This is a genomic window from Croceicoccus naphthovorans, assembly GCF_001028705.1.
Lineage (GTDB): Bacteria > Pseudomonadota > Alphaproteobacteria > Sphingomonadales > Sphingomonadaceae > Croceicoccus > Croceicoccus naphthovorans.
In genome coordinates this window covers 873,207-898,702 of record NZ_CP011770.1, presented here as the reverse complement: position 1 = coordinate 898,702, position 25,496 = coordinate 873,207, and the positions used below count along the sequence as shown (strand labels likewise).

Annotated in this window: 26 protein-coding genes and 3 pseudogenes; 18 read left to right on the top strand and 11 right to left on the bottom strand. The window is 60.9% G+C overall.

The window, feature by feature from the left end:
* Positions 1 to 3 precede the first annotated feature (3 nt).
* The 6 genes from AB433_RS04660 to AB433_RS04635 form a co-directional block, all read right to left on the bottom strand.
* Positions 4 to 1,275 carry an MFS transporter gene (locus tag AB433_RS04660; protein ID WP_047820122.1) on the bottom strand — a complete coding sequence of 424 codons (1,272 nt, stop codon included), beginning with the start codon at positions 1,273 to 1,275 and terminating at the stop codon, positions 4 to 6.
* Positions 1,276 to 1,389: 114 nt separating this feature from the next.
* Positions 1,390 to 3,645, bottom strand: a complete 2,256-nt coding sequence (locus AB433_RS04655; RefSeq protein ID WP_156170675.1) for a polysaccharide lyase 6 family protein — start codon at positions 3,643 to 3,645, stop codon at positions 1,390 to 1,392.
* A gap of 191 nt (positions 3,646 to 3,836) precedes the next feature.
* Positions 3,837 to 4,577 carry a FadR/GntR family transcriptional regulator gene (locus AB433_RS04650; RefSeq protein ID WP_047820120.1) on the bottom strand — a complete coding sequence of 247 codons (741 nt, stop codon included), beginning with the start codon at positions 4,575 to 4,577 and terminating at the stop codon, positions 3,837 to 3,839.
* A gap of 204 nt (positions 4,578 to 4,781) precedes the next feature.
* On the bottom strand, positions 4,782 to 5,471 hold the full coding sequence (locus AB433_RS04645; RefSeq protein WP_047820119.1) for an autotransporter outer membrane beta-barrel domain-containing protein: 690 nt from the start codon (positions 5,469 to 5,471) through the stop codon (positions 4,782 to 4,784).
* The gene (locus AB433_RS04640) at positions 5,468 to 8,770 is read right to left on the bottom strand and encodes a beta strand repeat-containing protein (RefSeq protein WP_156170674.1); all 3,303 of its coding nucleotides are present in this window, start codon (positions 8,768 to 8,770) and stop codon (positions 5,468 to 5,470) included. Before AB433_RS04640 ends, AB433_RS04645 begins: the two co-directional genes overlap by 4 nt.
* Before the next feature lie 59 nt (positions 8,771 to 8,829).
* A complete protein-coding gene (locus AB433_RS04635; RefSeq protein WP_260182070.1) occupies positions 8,830 to 10,065 on the bottom strand; it encodes a polysaccharide lyase family 7 protein in 1,236 nt (411 codons plus the stop codon).
* A gap of 53 nt (positions 10,066 to 10,118) precedes the next feature.
* Between AB433_RS04635 and AB433_RS04630 the strand changes: the two are divergent.
* The 5 genes and pseudogenes from AB433_RS04630 (at position 10,119) to AB433_RS04610 (ending at position 13,802) form a co-directional block, all read left to right on the top strand.
* Positions 10,119 to 10,820 (top strand): annotated as a pseudogene (locus AB433_RS04630) (IS6 family transposase).
* Positions 10,821 to 11,314: 494 nt separating this feature from the next.
* Positions 11,315 to 12,319: pseudogene (locus tag AB433_RS04625) on the top strand (3-isopropylmalate dehydratase large subunit); the annotation flags it as partial.
* Between the two features lie 57 nt (positions 12,320 to 12,376).
* Complete coding sequence (gene leuD, locus AB433_RS04620) at positions 12,377 to 12,973, top strand: 3-isopropylmalate dehydratase small subunit (RefSeq protein WP_047820117.1); 597 nt, start codon at positions 12,377 to 12,379, stop codon at positions 12,971 to 12,973.
* Between the two features lie 263 nt (positions 12,974 to 13,236).
* Complete coding sequence (locus AB433_RS04615) at positions 13,237 to 13,476, top strand: ribbon-helix-helix domain-containing protein (RefSeq protein WP_047820116.1); 240 nt, start codon at positions 13,237 to 13,239, stop codon at positions 13,474 to 13,476.
* The gene (locus AB433_RS04610; RefSeq protein WP_047820115.1) at positions 13,473 to 13,802 is read left to right on the top strand and encodes a type II toxin-antitoxin system RelE/ParE family toxin; all 330 of its coding nucleotides are present in this window, start codon (positions 13,473 to 13,475) and stop codon (positions 13,800 to 13,802) included. The genes AB433_RS04615 and AB433_RS04610 overlap by 4 nt, the downstream gene beginning before the upstream one ends.
* Before the next feature lie 4 nt (positions 13,803 to 13,806).
* Here AB433_RS04610 and AB433_RS04605 read toward each other — a convergent pair whose 3' ends face one another.
* Both AB433_RS04605 and AB433_RS04600 read right to left on the bottom strand, forming a co-directional pair.
* Complete coding sequence (locus AB433_RS04605) at positions 13,807 to 14,178, bottom strand: type II toxin-antitoxin system RelE/ParE family toxin (RefSeq protein ID WP_047820114.1); 372 nt, start codon at positions 14,176 to 14,178, stop codon at positions 13,807 to 13,809.
* A 4-nt stretch (positions 14,179 to 14,182) separates the two neighbouring features.
* Positions 14,183 to 14,443: a type II toxin-antitoxin system Phd/YefM family antitoxin gene (locus AB433_RS04600; protein WP_047820113.1), complete on the bottom strand. Its 261-nt coding sequence runs from the start codon at positions 14,441 to 14,443 to the stop codon at positions 14,183 to 14,185.
* A 282-nt stretch (positions 14,444 to 14,725) separates the two neighbouring features.
* Between AB433_RS04600 and AB433_RS04590 the strand changes: the two genes are divergently transcribed.
* From AB433_RS04590 to AB433_RS21200, 11 genes and pseudogenes are all read left to right on the top strand, one after another.
* Positions 14,726 to 14,974 carry a DUF3489 domain-containing protein gene (locus AB433_RS04590; protein ID WP_053058980.1) on the top strand — a complete coding sequence of 83 codons (249 nt, stop codon included), beginning with the start codon at positions 14,726 to 14,728 and terminating at the stop codon, positions 14,972 to 14,974.
* On the top strand, positions 14,971 to 15,411 hold the full coding sequence (locus AB433_RS04585) for a DUF2924 domain-containing protein (RefSeq protein WP_245626585.1): 441 nt from the start codon (positions 14,971 to 14,973) through the stop codon (positions 15,409 to 15,411). Before AB433_RS04590 ends, AB433_RS04585 begins: the two co-directional genes overlap by 4 nt.
* On the top strand, positions 15,408 to 17,078 hold the full coding sequence (locus tag AB433_RS04580; RefSeq protein ID WP_047820111.1) for a recombinase family protein: 1,671 nt from the start codon (positions 15,408 to 15,410) through the stop codon (positions 17,076 to 17,078). The genes AB433_RS04585 and AB433_RS04580 overlap by 4 nt, the downstream gene beginning before the upstream one ends.
* A gap of 193 nt (positions 17,079 to 17,271) precedes the next feature.
* The gene (locus AB433_RS04575; RefSeq protein WP_169749301.1) at positions 17,272 to 17,709 is read left to right on the top strand and encodes an IS5 family transposase; all 438 of its coding nucleotides are present in this window, start codon (positions 17,272 to 17,274) and stop codon (positions 17,707 to 17,709) included.
* Positions 17,710 to 17,859: 150 nt separating this feature from the next.
* Positions 17,860 to 19,155, top strand: a complete 1,296-nt coding sequence (istA, locus tag AB433_RS04570; protein WP_047820110.1) for an IS21 family transposase — start codon at positions 17,860 to 17,862, stop codon at positions 19,153 to 19,155.
* Positions 19,152 to 20,009, top strand: coding sequence for an IS21-like element helper ATPase IstB (gene istB / locus AB433_RS04565; protein ID WP_047820109.1), 858 nt, complete (start codon positions 19,152 to 19,154; stop codon positions 20,007 to 20,009). The genes istA and istB overlap by 4 nt, the downstream gene beginning before the upstream one ends.
* Positions 20,010 to 20,099: 90 nt before the next feature.
* Positions 20,100 to 20,435, top strand: a pseudogene (locus tag AB433_RS04560) (transposase); the annotation flags it as partial.
* 70 nt (positions 20,436 to 20,505) lie between these two features.
* The gene (locus tag AB433_RS04555; protein WP_082134785.1) at positions 20,506 to 21,057 is read left to right on the top strand and encodes a Ros/MucR family transcriptional regulator; all 552 of its coding nucleotides are present in this window, start codon (positions 20,506 to 20,508) and stop codon (positions 21,055 to 21,057) included.
* A 433-nt stretch (positions 21,058 to 21,490) separates the two neighbouring features.
* On the top strand, positions 21,491 to 21,943 hold the full coding sequence (locus AB433_RS04550) for a tRNA (cytidine(34)-2'-O)-methyltransferase (protein WP_047820107.1): 453 nt from the start codon (positions 21,491 to 21,493) through the stop codon (positions 21,941 to 21,943).
* Between the two features lie 171 nt (positions 21,944 to 22,114).
* Complete coding sequence (locus tag AB433_RS04545) at positions 22,115 to 22,525, top strand: hypothetical protein (protein ID WP_245626584.1); 411 nt, start codon at positions 22,115 to 22,117, stop codon at positions 22,523 to 22,525.
* A complete protein-coding gene (locus AB433_RS21200) occupies positions 22,525 to 22,734 on the top strand; it encodes a DUF2726 domain-containing protein (protein WP_245626583.1) in 210 nt (69 codons plus the stop codon). The genes AB433_RS04545 and AB433_RS21200 overlap by 1 nt, the downstream gene beginning before the upstream one ends.
* Positions 22,735 to 22,834: 100 nt before the next feature.
* Here the strand turns inward: AB433_RS21200 and AB433_RS04540 are convergent, their stop codons facing one another.
* Together AB433_RS04540 and AB433_RS20365 are read right to left on the bottom strand one after the other, a co-directional pair.
* Positions 22,835 to 23,092, bottom strand: coding sequence for a hypothetical protein (locus AB433_RS04540; RefSeq protein ID WP_047820106.1), 258 nt, complete (start codon positions 23,090 to 23,092; stop codon positions 22,835 to 22,837).
* A gap of 15 nt (positions 23,093 to 23,107) precedes the next feature.
* Positions 23,108 to 23,263, bottom strand: a complete 156-nt coding sequence (locus AB433_RS20365) for a hypothetical protein (protein ID WP_156170671.1) — start codon at positions 23,261 to 23,263, stop codon at positions 23,108 to 23,110.
* Positions 23,264 to 23,486: 223 nt separating this feature from the next.
* Here AB433_RS20365 and dcm point away from each other — a divergent pair, with 223 nt between their 5' ends.
* Positions 23,487 to 24,713, top strand: coding sequence for a DNA (cytosine-5-)-methyltransferase (gene dcm, locus AB433_RS04535; RefSeq protein WP_053058979.1), 1,227 nt, complete (start codon positions 23,487 to 23,489; stop codon positions 24,711 to 24,713).
* Positions 24,706 to 25,203: a very short patch repair endonuclease gene (locus tag AB433_RS04530; protein WP_047820105.1), complete on the top strand. Its 498-nt coding sequence runs from the start codon at positions 24,706 to 24,708 to the stop codon at positions 25,201 to 25,203. Before dcm ends, AB433_RS04530 begins: the two co-directional genes overlap by 8 nt.
* Here the strand turns inward: AB433_RS04530 and AB433_RS04525 are convergent.
* Positions 25,173 to 25,493, bottom strand: a complete 321-nt coding sequence (locus tag AB433_RS04525) for an MvaI/BcnI family restriction endonuclease (protein WP_047820104.1) — start codon at positions 25,491 to 25,493, stop codon at positions 25,173 to 25,175. The genes AB433_RS04530 and AB433_RS04525 overlap by 31 nt on opposite strands.
* Positions 25,494 to 25,496: the final 3 nt, after the last annotated feature.

Below are 25,496 nucleotides of genomic sequence, written 5' to 3'. Positions count from 1 at the left end.
GCGCTATGCCTTGCGCGGCGAAAGCGGCGCGATGCGCGGGCACAAGACCAGCACCGACAGCACGGTCAGGATGGCCAGCGCCGCGCCGACGATGAACGCCGGGGCATAGCTTTGCACCGTGATGACCGGAATCAAGAAGTTCAGGCCAACCACGGCCAGCTTTGCCGCCGTGCCCGCAAAACCCGCCAGAGATGCGACCGATTTGCCGCTGAACAAGTCGCTGGGCAGCGTCTGGATATTGCCGACCGCAGTCTGGAACCCGAACAGGATTACCGCCATGTACAGCACCGCGACCATCGGGCTGGGCGGGGTGATCGTGGCCAGCAGACCCACGAGCATGATCACGCCGCCGATGCCGATAACCACCTTGCGCGTGCGGTCAACGCTCCACCCCGCGCCGATACGGTTGCGGGCGAACAGCCCGCCGAACCATGCACCGAACATCGCCCCGACATAGGGCACCCAGGCATACATCCCGATTTCTGCGACCCCGAAACCGAACGTCTTGGAAAGATAGATCGGCAGCCAACCGACAAACAGCCACCAGATCGGATCGAGGAAGAACGAGGCCATGATCACGCCCCAGCTTTCCTTGCGCGAAAGAATTTCCACGGTCCCCGGCGCATATTCGATCTCTTCGGCCGCAGAGGGGTCGGCGCGCTGGCCAGTCAGGATATAGGCGCGTTCTTCCTCGCCGATCCACGGGTGGGCATCCGGACCGCTCTTGTAAACGATCAGCCAAGGGATCAGCCACAGGATGCCCAACGCGCCGACAGTGATGAAAGTCGCCTGCCACGATCCCAGAAAAAGGAAAAGATAGGCAATGGCTGGAGCGGAAACGATGCCGCCGATCGCCGCTCCGGAATTGAAGATGCCTTGCGCCAATGCCCGCTCTGAAATTGGGAACCATTCGGCGTTGGCCTTGGTCGCGCCGGGCCAGTTTCCGGCCTCTGCCACGCCCAGAACGGCGCGAAAAATGGCAAAAGCGGCAAGACTGCGCGCTGCAGCATGCAACATTGTCGCCAACGACCAGACGAGGATTGCCAGCACGAAGCCCATGCGCGTTCCGATCCAGTCGAATATCTTGCCGAAGATCGTCTGGCCAAAGGCATAGGCCAGCGTGAACACGTTCAGGATGATCGCGTAATCGAATTCGGTAAGCTCAAGATCCTTCGAAATCTCGGGCCATAGAAAACCCAGCGCGCCACGGTCGATATAGTTGATGACGGTGGCGAGCGCGACAAGCGCAACGATCAGGAAACGGAAGTTGCGCATCGGTCAGGTGTTCCTTCCTGCGATGCGGTCCTGCGCGGGCTCGTAACTCATGCCATTTCCTCTCGCACGGGGGCGATTACGGGTTGCCGGACCGGCCCCGCATCGCGCGTCACTCTATTGCTCGTAAATGTTGTCGCCGACTTCGGCCCGGCTGGGCCCGGCGTAAGTCATTTCGGTGATCTCTGGTGCCGGAGCGGCGCGAAAGGTGTTGCCAGTGATGACAAGTCGCGGCGTGCCGACCGTCTGAACAACCGCGATCGCGCCCGATCGGTCGATAGCATTGCCGCTGATCCGCGCGCTCTGCACGCCGTGCAGGGCAATCGCGTGACGCTGCTCATCGCTATTAGGCGCGCCTACACGTTGTAGATCGTTGCCGACGAAAATCAGCGAGGGGCCAAAAGTGCTCTCGTCCTTGCCCCCGCGGTAGAGGGCGACGACCGGCCCTTCGACACTGCGAAACCGGTTTCCGGTAACAACGGCATGTTCGACGTTATAACGGCCCTCATCGTCCCGCTCCTCAACCGCGTTCAGGATCGGGCCGGGGAATTCGACGAATTCGCTATGCTCCACGATCACGCGATCCGCCATCGTGTTCGGTGCCAGCGAGACGAATTGTGTGTGAACGCACCCGGTGAAGTTGCGCACGGCTATGTGTGAAAGTTCGATTGCGGTATTCCTCTGCATCGAACCATCGCCTGTGCGGATAATTGCGCATTGGTCGTTGGCGACAATCCGGCTGCCATCGATGGTGAGGTCCTGCAAACGAAGGGCCCCTCCTTCGACCAAATCCACCATTTCCGAAGTCACAAGGCGGACCGTGGTATTGCCCGCATCGGCAAACGACGCGCCGCGAATGGTGAGCACCTTGTCTAGTCTGATCGGCCGGGAAAAAACATGCGCACCGGGTGAAAGCACCAGCGTATCGCCAGATCGCGCATCTGCCAAAGCCGCCAACAGATCGCCACTTGCCGCGTTGACAGTGATAATCCGCCCGGTGTCGCCGAAACGGTTGCGCTCATCAGGTCGCGCATACCATCGCACACCGACCGCATCCGGCGCGACAACGGCAAGGTCGCGCCTTGCGCCCAGTTCGGCAAGCGTGGCGTCGGTAGGATAGAGCAAGCCATTGGGCCCGCGCACCATGTCGACGGGCTGGCGCATGGTCCCACCAGGCCAGGGCTCCGGCGCGGTCTGGGGCACGACGTTGTCGGCAAAGCGAATGCCGCCAATATCCGATTCCACCGCCAGACCCGGAATGGCGCCGACCCCACCGATCAGGTTGCGACGAAACGTCGAATTGGTAGGCGGCGCCGATCGCTCTTCATCCGCACCCGCGCCCAGCGTGATCCGGGCGCTATCGACGATCGTGTTGTTTTCGATCGTTGCGCGGTCGACCGCGACATAGCGATTGAGCGGCGAATTCGGCACGCCGTTCATCACCGTCAATGCGCTGGCAAAGCCGGTTCCGCGCAAGCCTTCCATGTAATTGTTGCGCACCGTCTGGCCGCGATTGATCACGCGGATTCCTCCGGTATGCGGCTTGCCATGGCCGAGGAATACGTTGCCCTCCACCAGATTGTCGTCACCGTGACGAAGCGTCAGCGCTCCGCTGGAACGCAGGAACAGGTTGCCGCGATAGATATTGCCGCCAGACTTGGACGAGATGATCTCCACCTCTCCGTCACAGCGGTCGAAGATGTTCGCCTCTACCAGCGTTTCGGATCTATGCATCGAATTACCGCTGGTGCCGATGCGGATCGTTTCCCCACCGTTCGAGCCAAGGGGTTGGCGCGGGCCGAAATAGTTGTGATCGATGCGGTGGCCGTTCTCGCGGCTTTCGTCGCCATCCAGTACGACGGCCAGCGTGACGCCCTGGTTGGTCTTACCGGTCAGGTGGTTATGATCGAATCGGTTGCCCTTGCCGTAAAGCGCGACCCAATAGTCGCTGTCGACACGGTCCGGTTTGCTGAAGCCGTCGATCACGACGTTGGTGACCCGCGAATTGTTCGCTACCCGGCCCTTCCCCGCACGAAATGAAATGACCGCCCCTTTGGTGGAATGTCCGTCGCGGAATACAAGATCGCGGACGACCAACCATTGCCCGGTCAGGGTCAGGCTTGAATTTCCGCTAAGGATGACCCCGCCGGGCGTTTCGCCGCGAAGTGTGATCGGGCGATCAAGCCTGCCCTCACCCACAAGGGCGATGTCGAAATCGCGCCAGGTGCCATCGGCCAACACGATCGTATCGCCCGGCTGTAAAGAGCCGACAACGCGCGCGAACTCTGCGGAATTGCGGACGTGCCGATCGGCGGCGCCCGCATGAGCGGGAACTGCCAGCATCAGGATCATCAGGGCAAGAAATCTCGCCAACAGTCACTCCACCCCTCGTGTTATCGTTGGGGTTTCATAACCGATGCTTAGTTTTTGTCAAACCAAATGGACTAAACTATATCTTTTTATTGGTATGACCAATTTCTGGATTGGACAAATGAACGTGCGGAGCCGAAGGCTCCACGGTCAGCGGCCGTTAAAGGTATTGCCGAACCTATCTTCGGCGCAGATTACTGCAATGTCGCCGATGCCAGATAGCGTTCGCGACTTTCGTTGGCCTTTTGCTGCAATTCGGCCAGCGCCTGCCGCTCCGTCGTGTCAAGCATGCTTTCGATCAGCCGCTGGAAATGGCTGCGCATAGCGCCGCGTGCCGCAGCCGGGTCGCGATTGGCCAGCGCATCGTAGACTTCGCGATGCTCCGCCGCACGTTCCTGCGCATCGTGGACACAAACGGATTCGTAGGTGGCCTTCACCGCAGGCAGGTCCTCACGCATTCGCCAAAGCGATCCGATCACATGCATCAAGGCAGCGTTGTTGGACGCCCGCGCGATCAAGAGGTGAAACTTCTCATCCGCCTCGTCCGCCGTCTTTGAGTCGGCCTTGCCCATCGTGTCAACAAGGTTGCCAAGTTCGGCAATCTCTTCGTCGGAAATATTTCGCGCGGCCAGTGCTGCCGCCTCGGATTCGACCAACAGACGCGCTTCGGTCACCTCAAACGCGCTAACCGAAGGCAGTTGCTGGGCAAGCGTGGCTTCGCCCTTACGAACATAGACGCCCGAACCAGTCTTGATTTCAAGCTTGCCGATCGCCTGCAACGCAATCTCTGCCTCCCGGATAGTCACCCGGCTTACGCCCAGTCGCTCGGCCAGGTCACGCTCGCCCGGAAGGCGAGAACCAGGCGGAAATTCGCCCGATTGAACCAGATCGACGATCTGCCTCGCCACATCCTGATAAAGTCGTTTGCCGCGCATGGGTCACCCTGTTCGCTGTTGGCGTAAAAATAGGTCAGCCAACTGGATAGGCAATTTTCCGTCATAACGCCAGTGGTGAGTTGCTCAATCGCACGATCAAGCTCTCTTCAATGGTCTTCGCACAAAAAATGGCCCCATCTTCATGTGAAGACGGGGCCATCGAAAGCTTTGCCCATCCATCGGGAAGGGCAACGGCTTGTAGAGTTAGAAGCCGAGGCTGAACTTCACACCGCCAGCCACCTGCTGCGAATGGTCGCCGATGAAGCCGTCGAAGACCAGTCCAAGGCTGCTGGTTGCCGATGTGTTGAACAGCACTTCTGCCTGCAGGAACCCGCCATCCTCGGCCAACGGCGTGCCGCGCACCGTAAATGAGTCACCATCCACGAACCGCGCGGTGGACGTGGGAACCAAATCGTCGAAGCCATGCTCGTACCCGGCATTGAGCTTCACCCACAGGGGCCGATCAGGCGCGCTTGACGCGCGGACGCCGACGGTCGCGGCGCTGGCGTTCTCTTCGGCCTTGGCCAAGGTCAAGGCGGCCGGACCACCCGACTCGGCAAGGGCTTCGGTCTTCACCTCGCTCACCCGGATGCCGACATAGGGCTCAATCGTTGACGTCCCGAGGGCAATCGGGAAACCCGCCTCGGCGAAGGCGAACAGGCTCTTGCCGTCATAGTCGGCGGCAAGCGAGCCTGCGAACGAACCGAACGCAACACTGCGCTGCGTGTCGATATTGCTCCAGCCATAACCACCGCCTGCGCGCAGGTTCAGACCAAGCAGATCCACGCCCAGATAGCCCAGCACGTTGATCGTTTCGATCTGTCCCGAACCAAAGCCGGACCGGTCAAGATCGAAATCGGTGTCCTGATAGCTGGCGGCGAGGCCAAGGTTCACGCCCTCGCCCAGGCCGAATCGGCGCCCAGCATCGCGCCCCAGCCGTCACGACCGACGCCGCTGGCGTTCCCGTCAAAACTGGTGTCCGCATCATGCACCCATGCCTGGCCCCAAACGCGGCTGCCGGGCAGGCCGTTGGACAGGTGGTTAAGAACCGAGTTGCGAACGACGCGCTGATCGTCCGCGATCACCGAACGCACCGAGGCGTGCATTTCGCCCGAAAGCTGATCGTATGCGTAGAGGGCCGTTTCCTCGTCCAGCGTTACCAAAGCATCCGTCAGGGCGTTATCGCCCAGACCGTCCAGCGCGGCACCGACCGCGATCTGGTTCGCCGTTACTCCGATAACCTCGAAATCCACATCGTTGCGCGACAGGTTCAGAACCACGGCATCGCCACTATAGCTCAGCGTGGGATCGAGGAACACAAGGTCGGTAGTCACATCGCCGAATGTACCGGCGACCCCGCCGCTGGCCTTCAGGATGGTGTAATCGGTAGAAGCGGCGAAATCGGTTTCGCTGGCCAGAACCCGCACCGTTCCGCCGTCTATCTGGGCCGCGCCTGTGGCCGACAGCATATCCGACGAACCATCGGTCAGAACATCGACATCGAAGAACGATCCAGCGGCAAAAGTAACGTCGCCGACGGTAAGCGTGCCAATCCCGTCGGATCCGGGCGACAGAATCGCACCGCCCGCAACGTTGACGGACCCGGTCGAAGTGCCGGTGCCTGTCAGCATGGCGCCGCTCAGGATGCTGACGTCGCTGACCATGCTGCCATCAAGGACGATCGCGCCGCCAGAGATGGTAGTGTCGCCGGTGTAAGTGTTGTCACCCGTCAGGAACAGGTTGCCGCCTTCCATCTTGTTCAGGCCGCCTGCGCCAACCAGCGCTGCCTCAATCGTGGCTTCGATCCCGGAACCGGCGCGAACTCCGCTTGCCGCATCGACCAGTTCGATCGTGTTGGCACCGGCGCCCGACGTGATGACATAACCGTCGGTCAGGAACTGGAACCCGGTCGCTTCGATGTCGTCACCCAGCGTGACGGTGCCTGCGGTACCCTGAAACACGGCGAAGGCCCCGGCCCATGCGGCATTGGTATCGCCGGCGGCGTTGGTCCAGTTGGTGCTGGACAGGTTCCACGCGCCGTCACCGCCGTCGATCGCGCCATCGGCCGCCATGTCCGATCCGTCGAAGAACTGGATGTCGGCAACGTCGCCCGCCATCACCAGATTGACCTGCCCGTCAACCGCCGTCTGGATCGTGCCGCCGCCCAGATCGAAACCATCGGGTAGGACGTCGACGGTAAGGCCGTTGTCGGTAAGCGATCCGGTATAGTCGATCAGGCGGTAAACGCCCGCACCGAAACCGCCCGCATCCGACACGCGCAGCACGCCATCCAGCGTCAAGTCGCCACCGACAGTCACAAGATCGCTTGATGCCGGGTTCAGGGGGTTGCCCAGATCATAGGCAAGGATCGACGTGTCCGACAGAATCAGATCGCCGCCGATCGCCAGGGTGCCGACACCATCATCGCCCGGCGCAAGCGTTGCGCCCCCGGCGATGGTGACATCACCGGCAATCGTTCCGCTGCCGCCAAACGTGCCCGCCGTTGCGTTTACTCCGCCGGTGCTCGACCCGTTGAAGAACAGCGAACCGCCATTGACGACGATGCCGTCGCCAAATCCGGTCGAGGCGGAACCGATCGTGAAATCGCCGCCCGAAACGGTTACGTCCTCGAAATCGGTTACGGTCAGCGTGCCGCCATCGCCGGTGCCAGACAGGACCAGCGAGTCCGCGGTACCGGTCGCGCTGCCCGACACGCCACCCGTTACCGACGCGCCTACCGTAATGTTGACGGTGTGTACGCCTGTTCCGGAAAACGCGATCGCGCTGGTGGCGCCTGTGGTCGTGCTGTTCGCGCCAAGGGTGACGGTTGCATCGTCATCCCCGCTGAACGCGATGGCCGCTCCCGATGTGCCTTCGACCGTGCCGTCGTTGATGATCATGCCGCCGGATGCCGAAGTAATACCGGTGCCGCCCGTTACGACACCCCCGGCGTTGTTGGTGACGATCCCGCCTGCGGCGTTCTCGCCAAAGGCGATGCCCGCTTCGCCGCCGCCGATCACGCCGGAGTTGACGACGCCGATCCCGTCCGCCGCAACCGCGACATTGTCCAGAGTGATGTCACCCTGATTGACGGAAATCACCGAACCTTCGATCAGGATGCCTTCATCGCCGCCGGTGATCGTGCCGGTCGCAAGGTTCTCTACGCTGACACCGGCGCCTGTGATCCAGATACCGCTGGAGCTCGTCCCCTCGATCAGACCGTTGCTGATGGCAAGATCGTGATCGGCATGGGCGCCGCTGATCGCGATGGCATTGCTGGCGCCGGTGATCTCTCCAGCTGCCTGGTTGGTGATCGTCCCGCTGATGACTGCGTCGCTTTCCACACGGATTGCAGCATTCGAAGAACTATCGCGCGCCGCGGAAATCGTGCCGCTGTTAACCAGCTCAAGCTCGACCTGACAAAGGATGGTTTCACCCTCAACACAGCCGCGCGCCACGCCGCCCGTGGTGCCGGGATCGCCGTTGAAATTGATGGCATCGTTATCGCCATTGGTGTCGTCGCCGTTGGTATTCGAGATGGTCCCGGCATTTGTGATCTGAACCCGCGCGATCCCTTCCTCGTCACCGATCGTCCCGGACGACGGATCGTTGCCCAACAGCGTATCGATGCCGATCGTTGCACCGTTGACGCTGGTGATCGTGCCGTTGTTGGTGATTGAATTCAGCGTGCCGTCGGCATCCCTGTCGAAATAGATGACGCCTTCGTCGGCATCGCCGGTGCCCTCGATCAGGCCGTCGTTGACGATGACCGCGCCATCGCCCTCGTAGAAGATTACGCCGTTGACGCCGCGCAATACGCCTGTTTCCAGCACGTTGATGGTGATGTTATTCTCGCCGTTGTCGACGAATACGACGACATCTTCGTCGGTCGTGTCGGTATTGATGTGGGTTCCGCCCAGCGTGACCGTCGCACCATCGCTGGTATTGTTTTCAAACTCGATATTATCCCCGTTCGACACGGTCTGCGTAACCCCTGCGGCAGAGGTGACGCCATCGGGGCCCGGATTGGCAACCGGCGTATCGTCGGTAATCGCAACTTGCGCCGCCGCAGGGGCCGCCGTCAGCGCGATGGCGGATGCCGATGCGGTCACCAACAGACCAAACAGGTTCTTGCGCGAGATCTGGGCTGCAGAATTGCCCGAATGTCCTTTAGTCAATTCATTGGTATTCATCGACATAACGCTCTCCAATAATATCTGTTAATCGATCACCACCGCACACTATGCACGGCCTAATCATGCGAATTGAAAAGGCTGTAGAAAGTCACCTGATCAAAATCGGTCGGCATTCCGGAATTATTCTGGGTGTAGACGCCGGCCTTGAAGTAATTCCATTCGTCAATCCGGTCGTATCCGCTGTTCTCGACGGCCATGTCGACGTAATTATGCCCGATGATCGGCCCGTTCTGGTCACCACGACGGATGATTACGTCGATTCGAGAACCACTGTTCGTGATCTCGTATGAGAACACTTCGTCAAGGGCGATGCCGTTGTACGGATCGACATCGATTTGCGGATGCGTTTTTCGATTGGCCAGTTGAGGCCCGACGACGGAAAAAAAGATATCCGAACCATCGCGAATTTCGTGCGCGAAATAGATCATGCCGCGCGCGTTCTGCGGGAATTTGCGATAATAGAGCCGGATCGGTTCGTCGCTGGACGCGTGGATTTGGCCGATGACGAAACGGCCCACCTGGCTTTGGCTTCCCGTCGTGGTTGTCTGGTTGACGGCCAAAGTGCCTTTCAGAGTGCCGCCACGACCGCCGGTGGGCACGCCCGGATCGGGCTGGTACCCAAGTATCCAGTTGTTTTCGTTGACGCCCTGCGTCCTGATGCTGGTATCCCCGCGACGAAGCATTTCACGCAGTTCGGTTCGGGTAAAACTGGTATTTGCCGACGATTTTGCCCCGGCAATCGTGGTGCGGAACACCATGCCGCCATCGGGCGCGGTAAAGAAATACTGGTCGGAGAAATCGTTCAGCTCGTCGCCGATGATGCGCCGAGAGAACCCGTCGGCCGGATCAACTTCGGGCGTGTCGAGCGCCCAGCTTTGCAGGTCGAAATTGCGCCCCGGCGCGACCGTGGGATCAAGGCCAAAAGCGGCGGTGTCGTACGGAACGGTGCTAACGGCTTGCGCGCCCGCCCGGCATCCGAACACCGCCGCCTCGACGATCGCGATTGCCTGCCCTTCAGACGCTCCGGTTCCGGTAATGCGGATGTAGCGGGCGCCGGTGGGCGGTACAGGATTGCGTTCAAAGCTGCGGGTATCGCCAACCGACTGCCGCACGCCGCCCAGCGGGAAGAATGACGATCCGTTGTCAGAACCTTCGATCTGGAACGTGACAACGCGCTCATCGCCAAGATACCAGGCGATGCCGATGTCCTTCACAAGGTACCGCGCACCAAGGTCAAGCGTCAGCGAAGCCGGAACATTCGCGGACATCCAGCGAGACTCTGGTGCTGTCAGTCTAACGCTAAACGGTCTCCACCTGCGGCGCTTCGCCGCCTAGTGGAACTGACATGAACCCCATTTCGTTCAAACGGCACCGCTTCCCTCCGGACGTCATCCGGCTTGGCGTTTGGCTCTACTATCGCTTCACTCTGAGCCTGCGCGACATAGAGGATCTGCTGGCTGAACGGGGAATCGACCTCTGTTACGAGACGGTCCGCTGCTGGGCCAACAAGTTCGGTCCAGCGATAGCCGCTAACATTCGCCGCAAACGTGGACGCGCAGATCCCGTTTGGCATCTCGACGAGATGATCGTCCGGATCAACGGCCAGCGGATGTACATGTGGCGCGCCGTCGACAAGGAGGGCGAGGTCCTTGATGTCCTCGTCCAGAAGCGTTGAAACAAAGAAGCAGCGCTGAAATTGCTACGGAAACTGCTGAAGAACCAGGGCGCCGCGCCCGAAACCATCGTCACCGATGGGCTGCGTTCGTATCCGGCAGCGATGAAGGTTCTGGGTTGTATCGACCGACACCAACCCGGCCGATTACGCGACAACAACCGCGCGGAAAATTCTCACCTTCCCGTCCGAAGACGGGAACGAAAAATGCAGCGCTTCAAGTCCCAGGGCCAGGCACAACGCTTCGTCTCTACCCACTCAGCAATCTACAACACGTTCAACATCCAGCGTCACCTCGTCTCCCGAAACACAATGCGAATTTTCAGAGACCGCGCACTTGCGGAATGGATCGCTGCGTCCGCCGCTACGGCATAAGATCTCAAGCTGGGGGCTTCGCTCACTCACAGGCAGTTAACGTGACAATGCCCCGGCGAAGAATGAAAATAACGGAACAGCGACGCGGGCTTTCTCGGACGTGGCATTGCGCCGACCTACCCCATGCAGCTCACGGTGCAATCCTTCTGACAACACCTGGTCAGTTAAGCTGACAACGCCGTTTTAAGAAACATCACCAGCCTGAATACCATTGCTTTGCGTTGGTGATTTGATCTGTCCCTCAATCCACGAAAGCTACCTGATGTCAGAGGTCAAGTCCTGCCGTGGCTCGGCCATAGCGTAATCAAGGAAAGCGAAATGGACGGTGAGAAAACTTGAAATGACCGATCATGGTCGAACTGGGATACTTATCAATAAAGACGATAGCGATTTCGAACCGCAGGTGCGCTCCACGAGCTTTGGTGCTCAGGATCCGGGATATCGACCGGAAAGTCTGGTGGTCGCCAAGAGCATCGAGGATGTACAGTTCGCCGTTCGGCTTGCAGCACTCCGAAATTGGAAAGTTGCCTGTTGCTCGGGCGGACCTGTTGCTCAAGCAGTCGAAGACGATGGAAGTGCGCGTCGACGGTCAGCTTGGCCCCGGCGTCACGCCCAAGGACGTCATCCTGCACATCATCGGCGTGATCGGCACGGCGGGCGGCACCGGCCACGTCGTCGAATATCGCGGCAACGTGTTCGAAGAGATGAGCGTCGAAGGGCGCATCACCGTCTGCAACATGGCGATCGAGGGCGGCGCGCGCGCGGGCCTTATCGCGCCTGATGAAAAGACCTTTTCCTACGTCGAAGGCCGCCCGATGGCACCCAAGGGTGCGGATTGGGACAAGGCAATGGCGTGGTGGCGCACGCTGAAGACCGATCCCGGCGCAAAGTTCGACAAGTCGGTGCATATCGATGCCGCTGATATTCAGCCGACGGTGACATGGGGCACAAGCCCCGAAGATACCGTCGCCATCGGCGGGGTCGTGCCCGATCCCTCCAGCTTTGCCGATCCGTCGAAGCAGCGCGCCGCGCAAGCCAGCCTCGATTACATGGGCCTGACCCCCGGCACGAAGATGTCGGACGTTGCGGTAGAGAACGTCTTCATCGGGTCGTGCACCAACAGCCGGATCGAGGATCTTCGCGCCGCAGCCGATGTCGTCCGCGGTCGCAAGAAGGCCGATGGCGTGAAATGGGCGATCGTCGTCCCCGGCTCCGGCCTCGTGAAAAAGCAGGCCGAGGACGAAGGCCTGGACAAGGTCTTTATCGAAGCCGGTCTGGAGTGGCGCGAACCGGGCTGTTCGGCCTGCCTTGCGATGAATCCGGACAAGGTGCCCGCCGGCGAACGCTGCGCATCGACCAGCAACCGCAACTTCGTCGGACGGCAGGGGCCGGGATCGCGTACTCACCTTGTTAGTCCGGCGATGGCTGCGGCTGCGGCGGTGACCGGGCATCTGACTGACGTTCGCGAGCTTTGGAAAATGGCGCGCGAGGGCACCTGACAGTAGTTCGCGACAGAGAATCACCGGCGTGATGCAGTCATATTTAAGGTAATTTTCATGGAACCAATCGGAAAGATTGAGGGTCGCGCCATCCCGTTTGGCGCCAATAACGTCGATACCGACGCGATCATCCCAGCCCGCTGGTTGAAAACAATCACACGCGAAGGCCTTGGGGCGGGCGCATTCGAAATGATTCGGCGAAATCCGAATAATATTTTCGATTCTGAAGCCTATTCAGGAGCACCAATTCTAATTGCGGGCGGCAACTTCGGTTGCGGATCCAGCCGCGAACACGCGGCATGGGCCCTGCTTGGCATGGGACTGAAGGCCGTGATCGCCCCCAGCTTTTCTGATATCTTTTCAAGCAATGCCTTTAAGAATGGTCTGCTCACAATCGTACTTCCACAGAACGAAGTGGATCGCCTGCTCGAAGTTGCCGGAAATGGAAATATTGCTATCGACCTTGAAAAGCAGACAATCACCACCTCGTGCGAAGAAGGTTTTAAGTTCGAGATCGACCCATTCCGAAAGCATAGTCTGCTCGAAGGTCTCGATGAAACTGGCCTAACCATGACGCACTGCAAGGCGATCACCAGATACGAGCTGAGAGGCGCATCTACTCATTCTTTTCTATATAGACCTCACGTCGGCTGAACGCGCATTCAGTCATCGAAATAGCGGTTTATCCCTGTCGCCCTGCGTACAAGATTTGGTACGGGATTGGCTCCCTATCCCCTCGTTGACGGTTGGCGGCACAACTTCTCTTCTAACTGGCTCTAACAACCTTTCGCTTTGAGAAATCCCATTATGTGAAACGCGGCACCCAGGCACTCACTGCGCGAACTCCAGACGATCGGCCAAGCCAGACATCGCGGAGATTTCTTGCCAATTTTTGCCAAGCACGGTATTCACGCGCCATGAGCACGATGAACATCTCCCTGCCCGACGCGCTTAAGTCATTCGTCGACCTGCAGGTCAGCTGCCGCGGCTATGGCACAAGCAGCGAGTATGTCCGCGAACTAATCCGCAAGGATCAGGACACACAGAGATTGCGCGGACTTCTGCTGGATGGCGCAGCGTCGCCTTCAACGACACCGGCTGATACGGCCTGGTTCGACGGGCTCCGCGATCGGGCCCGCCGCCCTGCAGAATCGTGAAGTCAAAACCCGTTGTCCCGCGCCAGCTTGCGCGGGATGATGTCGAACAGGCTGTAAACCACTATCTTACAGAAGGCGGACAGGACATTGCGCTCGACTTCGTCGATGCGCTGGAAAAAGCGTTCCAACAAATCGCAGATAATCCAGCATCAGACTCGCCGCGCTGGGGGCATGATCTCAATCTTCCCGGATTGCGCAGCAGCAGACTGCAACGGTTTTCCTGGATCGTTTTCTATCTGGAATGGGACAATCACATTGACGTCTGGCGCGTTCTGCATGCGCAGCGCGACATCCCATCGTGGATGCAGGATTCCGACGAAACGTGAAGCATCAACCGCGATGCAGCAGACGCTCTTCGAGAAGCGTGCGGAAATCACGCCGGCTGTCGGCAACGATCATTACAGTCACGAGGTGCTCCTCCCCGTCCTGCTCCGGCAAATAGATAATGCGATTCGGCGGATGAGAAAGCTGACGGAAGTCGTGGATGCCGAGAGCGTCCAGCTCAGGCGGAACCGGACCACGGTGCGTGAAATCGGCAAGACTTTCGATCGCTGCCACGAGTTCATCCAACAGTGTATCAGCGCCATCGGCACCACCTAGACCGCGCTGCGCAAGGCGCCGCTCATAGATGCCGACAAGATCACGTTCGGCGCCGGCGGTAATACGAACATGTGCAGCGGCCGGTTTTCGCTTTTGTGTCATTATGTCAGCCGCGTTTGCGAATACGCGCAGCGAGTCCTTTGACCGGGGCCACGCGATCGCTGGCCATGTCATCCCGGCCCAGTGCCAGCAGCTTGAGCATGGCCAGTGTTTCCTGGGTCCTTTCAAAACTGCCGACATCCTGCAGAACTGCCTTGGCTTCGCCGTTCTGGGTAATGAAAAGCGGCGCACCGCCGTTTCCCAGATCGCGAATGACCTCGGAGCTGTTGGCCTTCAGCCAGCTGATTGGTTTGATGCGGTCCTGCATGCCCCTGCGGTAACTCCAGACTGAATTCAGTCGAAATATAGTCTGACATGCGACGCAATGCAAATGGCATCAGCGACGCCTTCCGCCATGCCCAACTCCGAGATTTCTCTGGCACTTATCGAGAAACCACTCGACTTCGCTGCCAGTTGGAGCGTTACTGCCCTCACACCGACAACGGCGAAGAATCTCCCGCCACTGCCAAGCCCCGACCGCTCTGATGCGTGACCCGGGGCTCTACCGGGTAGGAGCCGCAGGGTGCGGCTCCCAACCAGGAGACCCACCATGTCCCGAACCACACGCAAGGCAGCTGAACAGGCAAACACCAGCCCCGAGCCCACCACCAAGATCGGCACCGTCACCGCCCTGCTCCAGCGCAAAATCGGCGCGACGCTGGCCGAGATGATGGATGCCACCGGCTGGCAACCCCACTCGACCCGCGCGGTGCTGACGGGTTTGCGCAAGAAAGGCCACGTCCTCGAAAAGAGCAAACGCGATGACGCAACCTGCTACCGCATCGTCGAGCTGGCATGATGGCAAAGGAAGCTGAACTCGCGCGCGACCTCGCCGCCCTCGCAGACCTGAACCTCGACGATCTGCGCAGACGCTGGAGGACGGTGACCGACGCCCCCGTCCCCCGCGTCAGTGCGAGCCTGCTGCGCTACGCCATCGCCTACGAACTGCAGGCCGCTGCACATGGCGGCCTGCCCCGCAGGGTCAGCCAGAAGCTGGACCAGCTCGCAGGCGGCATGACAACCACCCGCGATACCGCCCCCGGCATGCGGCTGATGCGCGAGTGGAACGGCACACTGCATGTGGTCACCGTCGACGATGACGGCGTGGTCCACTGGAACGACCGGACGTGGTCTTCGCTGAGCAGCGTCGCCCGGGCCATCACCGGAACAAGGTGGTCGGGCCCCGCCTTCTTCGGTCTCAAGCAGAGGCAGCAGCAGAGAAGGGCAGCCGCATGAAAACAATCCGCTGCGCGATCTACACCCGCAAGTCGAGCGATGAAGGTCTCGAACAGGACTTCAACTCTCTGGATGCCCAGCGCGAGGCGTGCTCTGCCTATGTGCTGAGCCAGGCCAGCGAAGGCTGGAAGCTGTTACCAGACCACTACGACGATGGCGGACTGTCAGGGGGAACATTGGAGCGCCCGGCCCTGCAGCGCTTGTTGGGGGACGTGCGCGAAGGCCGGATCGACATCATCGTCGTCTACAAGGTCGATCGCCTGACAAGGTCGCTGCTGGACTTTGCCAGGCTGGTCGAAGCCTTCGATGCATCGGACACCAGCTTTGTCTCGGTCACCCAGTCGTTCAACACTACCACCAGTATGGGACGGCCTACCCTGAACATGCTGCTGTCCTTCGCCCAGTTCGAACGCGAGGTGACCGCCGAACGCATCCGCGACAAGATCGCGGCGTCCAAGGCCAAGGACATGTGGATGGGTGGTACCCCGCCGCTAGGCTATCAGCCCGATGGACGGAGTCTTGCCATTGTCGGGGATCATGCTTCGCTGATCCGCGATATCTACGATCGCTATCGCAGGTTGGGCAATGTCCGGCTGGTCGCCGACAGTCTGGTTGGTGACGGGATATCAACCCCGCGCCGCGTCAACGGCAAGGGCCGTGCCTTTGGCGGGGTCGCCTTTACCCGCGGCCAGCTCTACACCATCCTCAAGAACCCGATCTATGCTGGCATGATCCCGCACAGGGACAAGGTCTACCCGGGCAACCATGCCGCCATCATCGATCGGGATTTGTGGGACGCAGTACAGGTCCAGCTTGCCGACAACGTGAAAGGCCAGCGCCGGACAAGGGAAGCCAATGCCAGTTTGCTGGCCGGACTTCTGGTCGAACCCGGCGGTAATCCGCTGATCCCGGTGCATACGACCAGCGACAACCGGCGCTATCGCTACTATGTCAGCAAAAGCAGTCATCACGGGACGGCAGTCCCCAGCACAAATGCGCTGCGTCTGCCTGCCCGCGAGATCGAATCCGTTGTCAAACAGGAGCTGGCCTCGCTGCTGGCTGATCCTTTTTCTCTCATCACCCGTTGCGGCATCGAGATGGCACCGGTCATACTGGAGCAGATCACCATCGGCTGCGAACAGCTGTCGATCGATATCAGGCGTGGCCGCAACGCCAGGTTGAAAGCCCTGCTCCACCGGATCATCGTCCATCCCGATCGGCTCGACCTAGTTCTGTCGCCTGCAGGACTGATCGACATACTTTCTATCGGCGAAGCAGAAGACGTGCCGAACGAAGTCGTCTTCAAGAGCAATGTCCGGCTGACCCGCAGCGGTCGTGCAGTCCGCCTCGTCCACGATAACGGGCAGCCTCGCATCGACAATGCCGATGCCACAATGATCGGTCTGCTCGTCAAGGGACGGCGCTGGTGGGCCGAGCTGGCCAAAGGCGAACTCGACGTCGCCAAGCTCGCCCGGCGCGAGAACGTCAATCCGTCCTACCTTACCCGCATCGCCCGTCTTGCGCTGCTATCGCCCAAAGTGACCGAGGCGATCCTTGCTGGCAAGACACGAGCCGGCATCGATGCCCGCTCAGCTTTAGCCATCGCCGCGCGCTCGGCCGACTGGCATGAGCAGGCAACCGGGTTTCTTCCTGTATCCACTTCGTAAATCTACAAAGCATTTACAGCACGATAGAAAAAATCGTCTTTCGCGATTCAACCGGAATACTCGAGGCCATGTGCTGATTTAGGACCGCCCGATTCCCGGCCATTGAATATCGCGTAACGATTGTCTAGGCTTCGTGGACAAAGCTTGACCTGAGACTCGGGTGTTGATTCAAGGCTGCCTTTTGGAGGCGGCATTGGGCGAGCGGATTGGTGTTTCGGATGACGAGTGGGAGCTGATCGGCCCGCTGCTGCCGTCGGAGCGCGGGCGGGGTTGCCGGCCTGCGCAGGATAACCGGCGCTATTTCGAAGGCATGATGTGGATCGCCCGTACCGGTGCGCAGTGGCGGCATTTGCCGGATGAGTATGGCAAGTGGAACAGCGTCTTCCGGCGCTACCGAAGATGGGTCACGACCGGCGTGTTCGATGCCATGCTCGAGACGCTGGCCGAACTGGCGGGGCGCGATATCGCCGCCGATATGATCGACAGCACGGTGGTCCGAGCACATCATTGTGCAGTCGGCATAAAAAGGGGACTCAGCAAACAGAGGGGCTCGGCCGATCGCGAGGAGGCTTCACCACCAAGCTCCACGCCAGATGCGACGCCAGGGGGCTTCCGCTCGGCTTCGTGCTGACGCTGTCAGTGGGCGTGTAATTCTCCGCAAAAGTGGGCTTTGAAAATTCCCTGATTGTTGGAGCTGGTTGCCAATGACCCGGGGTTAACCCCGGGTCATTGGCAACGCCAAAATCGGCGCGAGAAAGTCTCCTGATGGGAGGCGGTGCCGATGATGCGACTTGGAGAAGCCATGATGATACTGGAGTTGCACCGGCAGGGGCTGTCGGTGACCGCGATCGCGCGCCGGACGGGGCGCGATCCCAAGACCGTGCGCAAATACATCGAGCGGGGCGTCGAGGTGCCGGCTTACGGTCCGCGTGTGGTGGGCCGGCCGAGCAAGATCGCGCCCTATATGGATTTCCTGCGCGAGCGGGTGACGGCGTTTCCCGACCTGACCGCATCGCGGCTGACCCGCGAGATCAGGGAGATGGGCTACATGGGCGCCTACACGGCGGTGAAGCGCTACCTTGCGGCGATCCGGCCCGAACATGATCCCAAGCCCTATGAGGTCCGCTTCGAGACCAGGGCCGGCGTACAGGGCCAGGTCGACTTCGCCCGCTTCGTGGTCGAGTTTACCGATGAGCCCGGCGTGGCACGCATTGTCTGGCTGTTCAGCATGGTGCTGAGCTATTCGCGCTTCATCTTCGCCCGATATGTGCTGCACCAGGATCTGCAGACGCTGCTGCGCTGTCACATGCAGGCCTTCGAAGCGCTGGACGGTGTACCGATCGAGATCCTCTACGACCGGATGAAGACGGCGGTGACCGGCGAAGATGATCAGGGGCACATCGTCTACAACGCTTCGCTGCTGGCACTGGCGAAGCATTATCGGTTCCAGCCCAGGGCGTGCAGGCCCTATCGCGCGAAGACGAAGGGGAAAGTGGAGCGGCCGTTCCGCTATATCCGCGAGGACTTCTTCCTTGGGCGATCCTTCCGCAACATGGAGGATCTCAACGCCCAGCTTGTCGACTGGCTCGACAATGTGGCCAATGTCCGCGTGCATGGCACGACCCAGCGCGTGGTCGCCGAAGCCTTTGCCGAGGAGCAGGAGGAACTGCAGCGCTTGCCCGAGCACCGCTTCAATGCGGTTCTGAAGCTGGAACGGCGGGTCAGCCATGACGGGCTCGTAGCAGTCGGCGGCAACTATTACAGCGTGCCCGACCGGACACGCCGTATCGTCGAGGTCGAGCAACTGCCGGACCTGATCCGCGTGATCGATCGCGGCATTGTCGTTGCCGAACATCCGGTGATCGAGGGGCGTCGACAATATCGTATCGACCGGCACCATCGCACCGGACGCCCGCAACCGCGAACGCCAGATCGGCCCATGGCGATGATCGGCCGGATCGGTGATCATGTACCGTTGCGCTCGCTGGCCATCTACGAGGCGATCGGCGCGAGCCTGGCGATGCCTGTTCCGGGCGACTGCCGCGGGCGGACAGTCGATGGGGAGGGACGGCCATGAACGGCATCGCACCGGCCACACGTATCGACTCCATCCGCCGGAGTCTGGTCAGCCTCAAGATGCCGCGCGCGCTCGAGATCCTCGACGCAACCTTGCGGCGTATCGAGCAGGGCCAGATCGATGGCATCGAGGCACTTGACGAACTGCTGGGCGAAGAACTGTCGCTCCGCGAGAACCGGCGGATCAAGGCGGCCCTGCGCATGGCCCGGTTGCCCGTCGTGAAAACGCTCGCTGGCTATGACTTCTCATTCCAGCCCTCGCTCGACAGGAACCGCATCCTGGCGCTCGCCGGCCTCGACTTCATCGATCGCGCCGAGGTCGTCCATCTGCTGGGGCCGCCCGGCACCGGCAAAAGCCACATTGCCACGGCACTTGCCGTCGAGGCCGTACGCGCCGGCAAGGCGGTCTACTTCATCCCGCTCGCCGATCTGATCGCCCAGCTTGCCAAGGCCGAACGTGAAGGTACGCTCAGGGAGAAGATCCGCTTCCTCACCAGGGCATCGCTGCTGGTCGTCGACGAGATCGGTTATCTTCCGGTCACACCGGGTGGCGCCAACCTGTTCTTCCAGCTCGTCAATGCCCGCTACGAAAAGGGCGCCATGATCCTCACCTCCAATCGCGGCTTCGCCGAATGGGGCGAGGTCTTCGGTGATCCCGTTGTTGCCACCGCGCTGCTGGACAGGCTGCTGCACCACGCCGTCGTCATCCAGATCGAGGGTTCCAGCTACCGCATGCGTGAACACGCAGCGCTCGTCCCCGAAAACGTGCGCAACGGTACCGCCTTCAATCCACCGCAGCAAAAGCGCCGTGGGCGACCACCCAGGAAAGGAAACCCCGATCCCGAATACGGCTGATCACCGAACCATCCCGAACCGCCAACATAGGGAATTTTGGGCGCCCACATCTGCGGAAACTTCGGTGCCCATTGACAGACGCCCGGCCAGGCGCACGATGTACAGGGCTTCGCTCCGCTGTTCCGCATGATCGAGGGTCGGATCGAAGCGTTCCTCGCCGACCGCGGCTATGACGCCGATGCCATCCGCCAAGAGATCGCCGCTGCCGGCGTCGAAGCGGTCATCCCTGCAAAGGCCAACCGCCGCACGCCTGCTCCGCACGACCGCGCAAAGTACCGCTGGCGCAACCTGGTCGAGCGGCTGTTCAACAAGCTGAAGAACTGGCGAAGGGTAGCCACCCGCTACGACAAAACCAGGGAGTCCTACCTGGGCTTCGTCGCGCTGGCCTCAGTGAAACTCTGGATACCCTTTGTCCACGAAGCCTAGCAGGCCATCCGCTATTCGCAGCGGTCTTGCCTGACCGCAGTTACCCTCCCCCCCATATGAAAGACTAGTAATGGAACCCGATCTCACCTCAGAAACACTGATCACCCTGACCTCGGATATTGTTGCCGCGCACGTCAGCAACAATGCCGTTGCAGTTGAAGATGTCACGGCGCTTATCAGCAACGTCTATTCCGCCCTCTCGGGTCTCGGCACGCCTGCAGAAGAAGAGGCGCCGCTGCCCGAACCGGCGGTCTCGATCCGCGCTTCAATCAAGTCCGACTACATTGTCTGTCTTGAAGATGGCAAGAAGCTGAAGATGTTGAAGCGTCACCTGATGACGCACTACAACATGACGCCCGACGACTATCGCAAGCGCTGGAGCCTGCCGGCCGACTATCCGATGGTTGCGCCCAACTATGCCGAGAAGCGCCGCGAGCTGGCCATGAAGATCGGTCTGGGCCGCAAGCAGGCAGAACCGGCCAAGGCAGCAGCAGCGCCCAAGGCCGCTGCGAAGAAAGCTGCGCCGAAAAAGGCTGCGGCGCCCAAGAAGGCTGCGCCCCGCAAGCGCGCTCCGGCCAAGGCCAAGCAGAACGCTACGCCGGCAACCGAACAGTCGGCCTGATGTTCAGAGCCCCCTCCTCCCTGGAGGGGGCTTACCCTTCGCTGACCGCCAGCAGATCTGCGAAGGTCCGGGCGGCATCGCGATCGTCCGCACCCGCTAACGCACTATCGGATGCGTCGGCACCGCCAAGTCTGCAACGGGGTAAAGAAAACCCGGCTCAAATGCATGAGCCGGGCATAAAGTTTGGGAGAGGATGCCTGTAAAGGCAGCGGCGATATTGTGTGCGTCTGCGATATTGCAAGTGCGAGGATAGGATTTTTTCGCATAGGTCAAAGATGCAGGCAGGAGTGCCGGCACCGCCTGCCACGTCTCGCCAAAGTCCTTCAGGAATCTGGCAAGCTCACATCGACATCGCCGAGTAGCCATTCCCGCAGATCGTACCGATTGCGATCGCAGGCTTGCACGGCTCCTTCGCTACCGGCAATCAGCCCGCATGCGGATTGCCCTGTTCGAACCCGAAATCGCCGGAAACGTCGGCGCCGTTCTCCGGCTATGCGCCTGTATGGGCGCGGCGGTGGACCTCATCGAACCCATGGGCTTTGCCTGGGATGACAGGCGCGTGCGCCGGACCGCGATGGACTACATCGACCATGTCAGCATCACGCGCCATGCCGGCTTTGACGCCTTCCGGCAGACCATCGGATCACGAAGGCTGGTGCTGTTCACGACGAAAGCGACGCAATCCGCCTACGACTTCACGTTTGATACCGACGACATTCTGCTGCTCGGAAAGGAGAGCGCGGGCGTGCCACCTGCTGTCCACGATGCCGGCGATGCGCGGGTGCGCATTCCGCTACGACCCGAAGTGCGCTCGTTCAATCTCGCCACCACAGCGGCACTCGCATTGGGCGAAGCGCTAAGGCAGACCGGGACACTGCCGGGTTGACTGATGGACGCGCTAGGCTCCGCGCCTGATTACAGGTTTGCGCGGCGGAACCGGATGCGACGGCCAGTTGCCCGAATTCCTGCCTTTAACGGCTATTACCCCTCTTCCAATTATCGGTGGTTCGCATCAAACATGCGGCTTGTTGTTTGAGCAGTGGGGGGCTCGGGAATAATGCTTGCCGATCTGGCGGATAGTGCGTCGATTATCATCTTTCTCGTGGTGTTCTTCGTAACGGCCACCGTCCTGAAGGAACTGTTCGAGTCCACCAGATCCGGACGCTATCGACCCCGCCCGGGACGGCGCGGATATTCTCGGCAAAGCCCGAAGAACGGTGCCCAAAGCGGCGGCGATCAGGCGCTTGCCAGCGCTTCGGAACAATTGCGCCGGGTCATGGCCGCCGACTTCAGGTCACGGGCCCTGCTCAATCGTCCTGAAACGCAGGTCTTCAAGGCGCTTGATGCCGCGGTCGTTGCGAGGAACCCGACCTGGCAGGTCATGGCGCAGGTCTCGGTGAGTTTCTGTCCTCGCCGGATCGCGGCGCCTACGCGGCCATCAATTCCAAGCGCGTCGATTTCGCGCTGATGGACGCCGAAAGCCGCGTCCGCCATGCGCTCGAATATCAGGGTAGCGGGCATCATCAGGGAAGCGCGGCTGCCCGCGACGCGGTGAAGAAGGAAGCCCTGCGCAAGGCGGACATCGGCTATCACGAGGTCGTGGCCGGACACACCACGCCCGCGGAATTGCGACGGCTTGTCGAAAAGCTGGTGCCGGGCAATTCCGACACCGTCTGAAGGCTGCTGTCTCGCGGTGGTGTCGGGCGCTTGCTGCCAATAGTGGAGCTGATCCCGGAACAGCCGGAAACTGTTGTCGGCTATCCTCCCCGGGACGGGCCTACGCTTCGCCGGCCGCCAGCAGATCCGCGAAGGTCCGGGCGGCATCGCGGTCGTCCGCGCTCTCGAACACCGTATCGAGATCGGGCGCGATACCCAGCATGTGCATCAGCGCCCACAGGGCAAAACGCGTGCCGCGGTCCTGTTCGAAGCGGAAGTCGGTCCGCAGGCGTTCGACACCGGCCGCCTGAGCGGCGGCGCTCAGACGCGACGGCTGGGTGTCTCCGAAATACCGGACAAGCAAATAATCAGGGTCCATCGCCGTACGGTACGCTCAGGCCGAGCGCCGACGGAAGATACGATCCAGAAGCGATGGAGCTTCCAGCGGCTGCAGCCGCCCGTAACGGGCGAGCCTCTGCGACGGATCCAGCTTCTGGACCGGGCGCGACCAACGGTCCGGACCGCTGCTGCGCGTGGTGTAGTTCGACATGGTATTGCCCCCATTGCCTGCTGGCACGATAGGCTCTTCCGCCCGCCATGCTCAATCACTCCCGCCGGACCTTTGCACAGAATCGGGCCAGGACACGCCTCTGTGGATACAGTCCGCCAATCGAAACAAAAAGTGAACATTGTGCTTGCATGGCGGGAATCCCCATGCCATCCCGTCACCGGATGACCCGGCGATCACACGGGGCCGACACAGGGACAACGCCATGCTCGACGACAGTTTCGAAAGCCTCTTCAGACGCTCGGGGCTGTCCTTCGGCGAAGCGGAGGAGGTGCTCGGCCTGTCTGAACGCCAGATCCGGCGCTACGTCGACGGCGAGGCAAAAGCCCCGAAGCTTGTTGCCGAAAAGGTCCGCGAGATCGCCGCAGAGCGTCTCGCGTCCCGCCCCCCTGCCCGCTTCCGCTTCATCGACCTGTTTGCCGGCATCGGTGGGCTGCGTCTGGGCTTCGAGGCCATCGGCGGGCGCTGCGTCTTCACCAGCGAATGGGACCGCTGGTCGAACCAGACTTATGCCAAAAACTTCGCCGACGGCGACGATCATGTTATGGCGGGCGACATCAAGCCCTACGGGGCCGATCCCTCGCTGATCCCCGGGTTCGATGTCCTGCTGGCGGGCTTTCCGTGCCAGCCCTTCTCGCTGGCCGGGGTCTCGAAGAAGAACTCGCTGGGCCGCGCACACGGCTTCGATGACGAGAAGCAGGGCAACCTCTTCTTCGATATCGAGGCGATCCTGCGCCATCATCGACCGGCGGCTTTCCTGCTCGAGAACGTCAAGCACCTGCAACGCCATGACAGGGGGCGCACCTTCGAGGTCATCCGCCGTACGCTCGACGATGATCTGGGCTACGCCATCGACTGGCGTGTCATAAGCTCACAGCCGTGGGTGCCGCAGAAGCGCGAGCGGATCTTCATCGCTGGCTTCCGCAAGGATGTGGGGTTCAGCTTCGACGACTTCGCCTCGATGATTCCGCCCGAAAAGGAATGGCCGACGCTTGGCTCGATCCTCCAGTCGCACAACGAGGTCGACGCGAAGTACACGCTGACGCCGCGTCTGTGGGAATATCTGCAGGACTACCGAAAGAAGCACGAGAAAGCGGGCAACGGCTTCGGCTACTCGATGTTCGGACCCGGCGATGTCACGCGTACGCTGTCGGCGCGCTATCACAAGGACGGCTCGGAAATCCTGATCGCGCAGAAAGGCACCCGTCCCCGCCGTCTGACGCCGGTCGAATGTGCAAGGCTGATGGGGTTCGCCTACGGCGACCGGGTGTGGGATATCCCTGTCTCGGATACCCAGGCCTATCGCCAGTTCGGCAATGCCGTGGTCGTTCCCGTCGTCGAGGCGGTGGCGCGTTACATGGAACCGGCGATCATGCGGATGCTGGCGGACGAGGCGCAGTCGGGACAGGAACTGCTGCAGGCCGTTGGCTGATACCGTCACGCCAGAGGTCCGCAGTCGGATGATGGCCGGCATCGGACCGGTCGACACAAAACCCGAACTGATGATCCGCTCCGGTCTGCATGCACTGGGCCTGCGGTTCCGTCTGGGCGCGAACTACAAGGTGAACGACAAACGCCTCCCCCGCAGGCCGGATCTCGTGTTTCCTTCTCGCCGAGCGGTCATCATGGTGCACGGCTGCTTCTGGCACGGGCATGACTGTCACCTGTTCCGCTGGCCGGCGACCCGGGAAGAATTCTGGCGCGACAAGATCACCGGCAATATCGCGCGGGACCGGCGGGTTCGCGATCAGCTGATGGACGCAGGCTGGCGGGTGCTCGAGGTTTGGGAGTGCCGGATGAAGGGCAGGGAACGGTTGCCTGTCGACGAGGTTATCACGCGCTGCGTGACCTTCCTTGACGGCGACACGGCCTTCGCCAGCATCGGTCGCGATCAGACGGTGACGACTTCCGATTCCGCATAGAGCAGCTGCATCGCCTCTGGCAGTTTCGCCGAGTTGACCCGCCATTGCGAACGTACCTTGGGCCGTCCGTCGGCGTAGATCGTGTCGGCCGGATCGTAGAACACGATACCGCGATCGATCGCGCGCAGCAGGCGCCAGACATCGGTGCCCCTGCCCTGCAGCCACTGGTCGGCATAGCGGTATTCGGTAACATCATCCTCGCCGTCCCGCTTGTCGAAGGTGATGTAGAGCGCGTTGGCATGTTTGGCGTTCCAGCAGTTCGCCAGCTTCTCCAGCTGGACTGCCCGCAATGA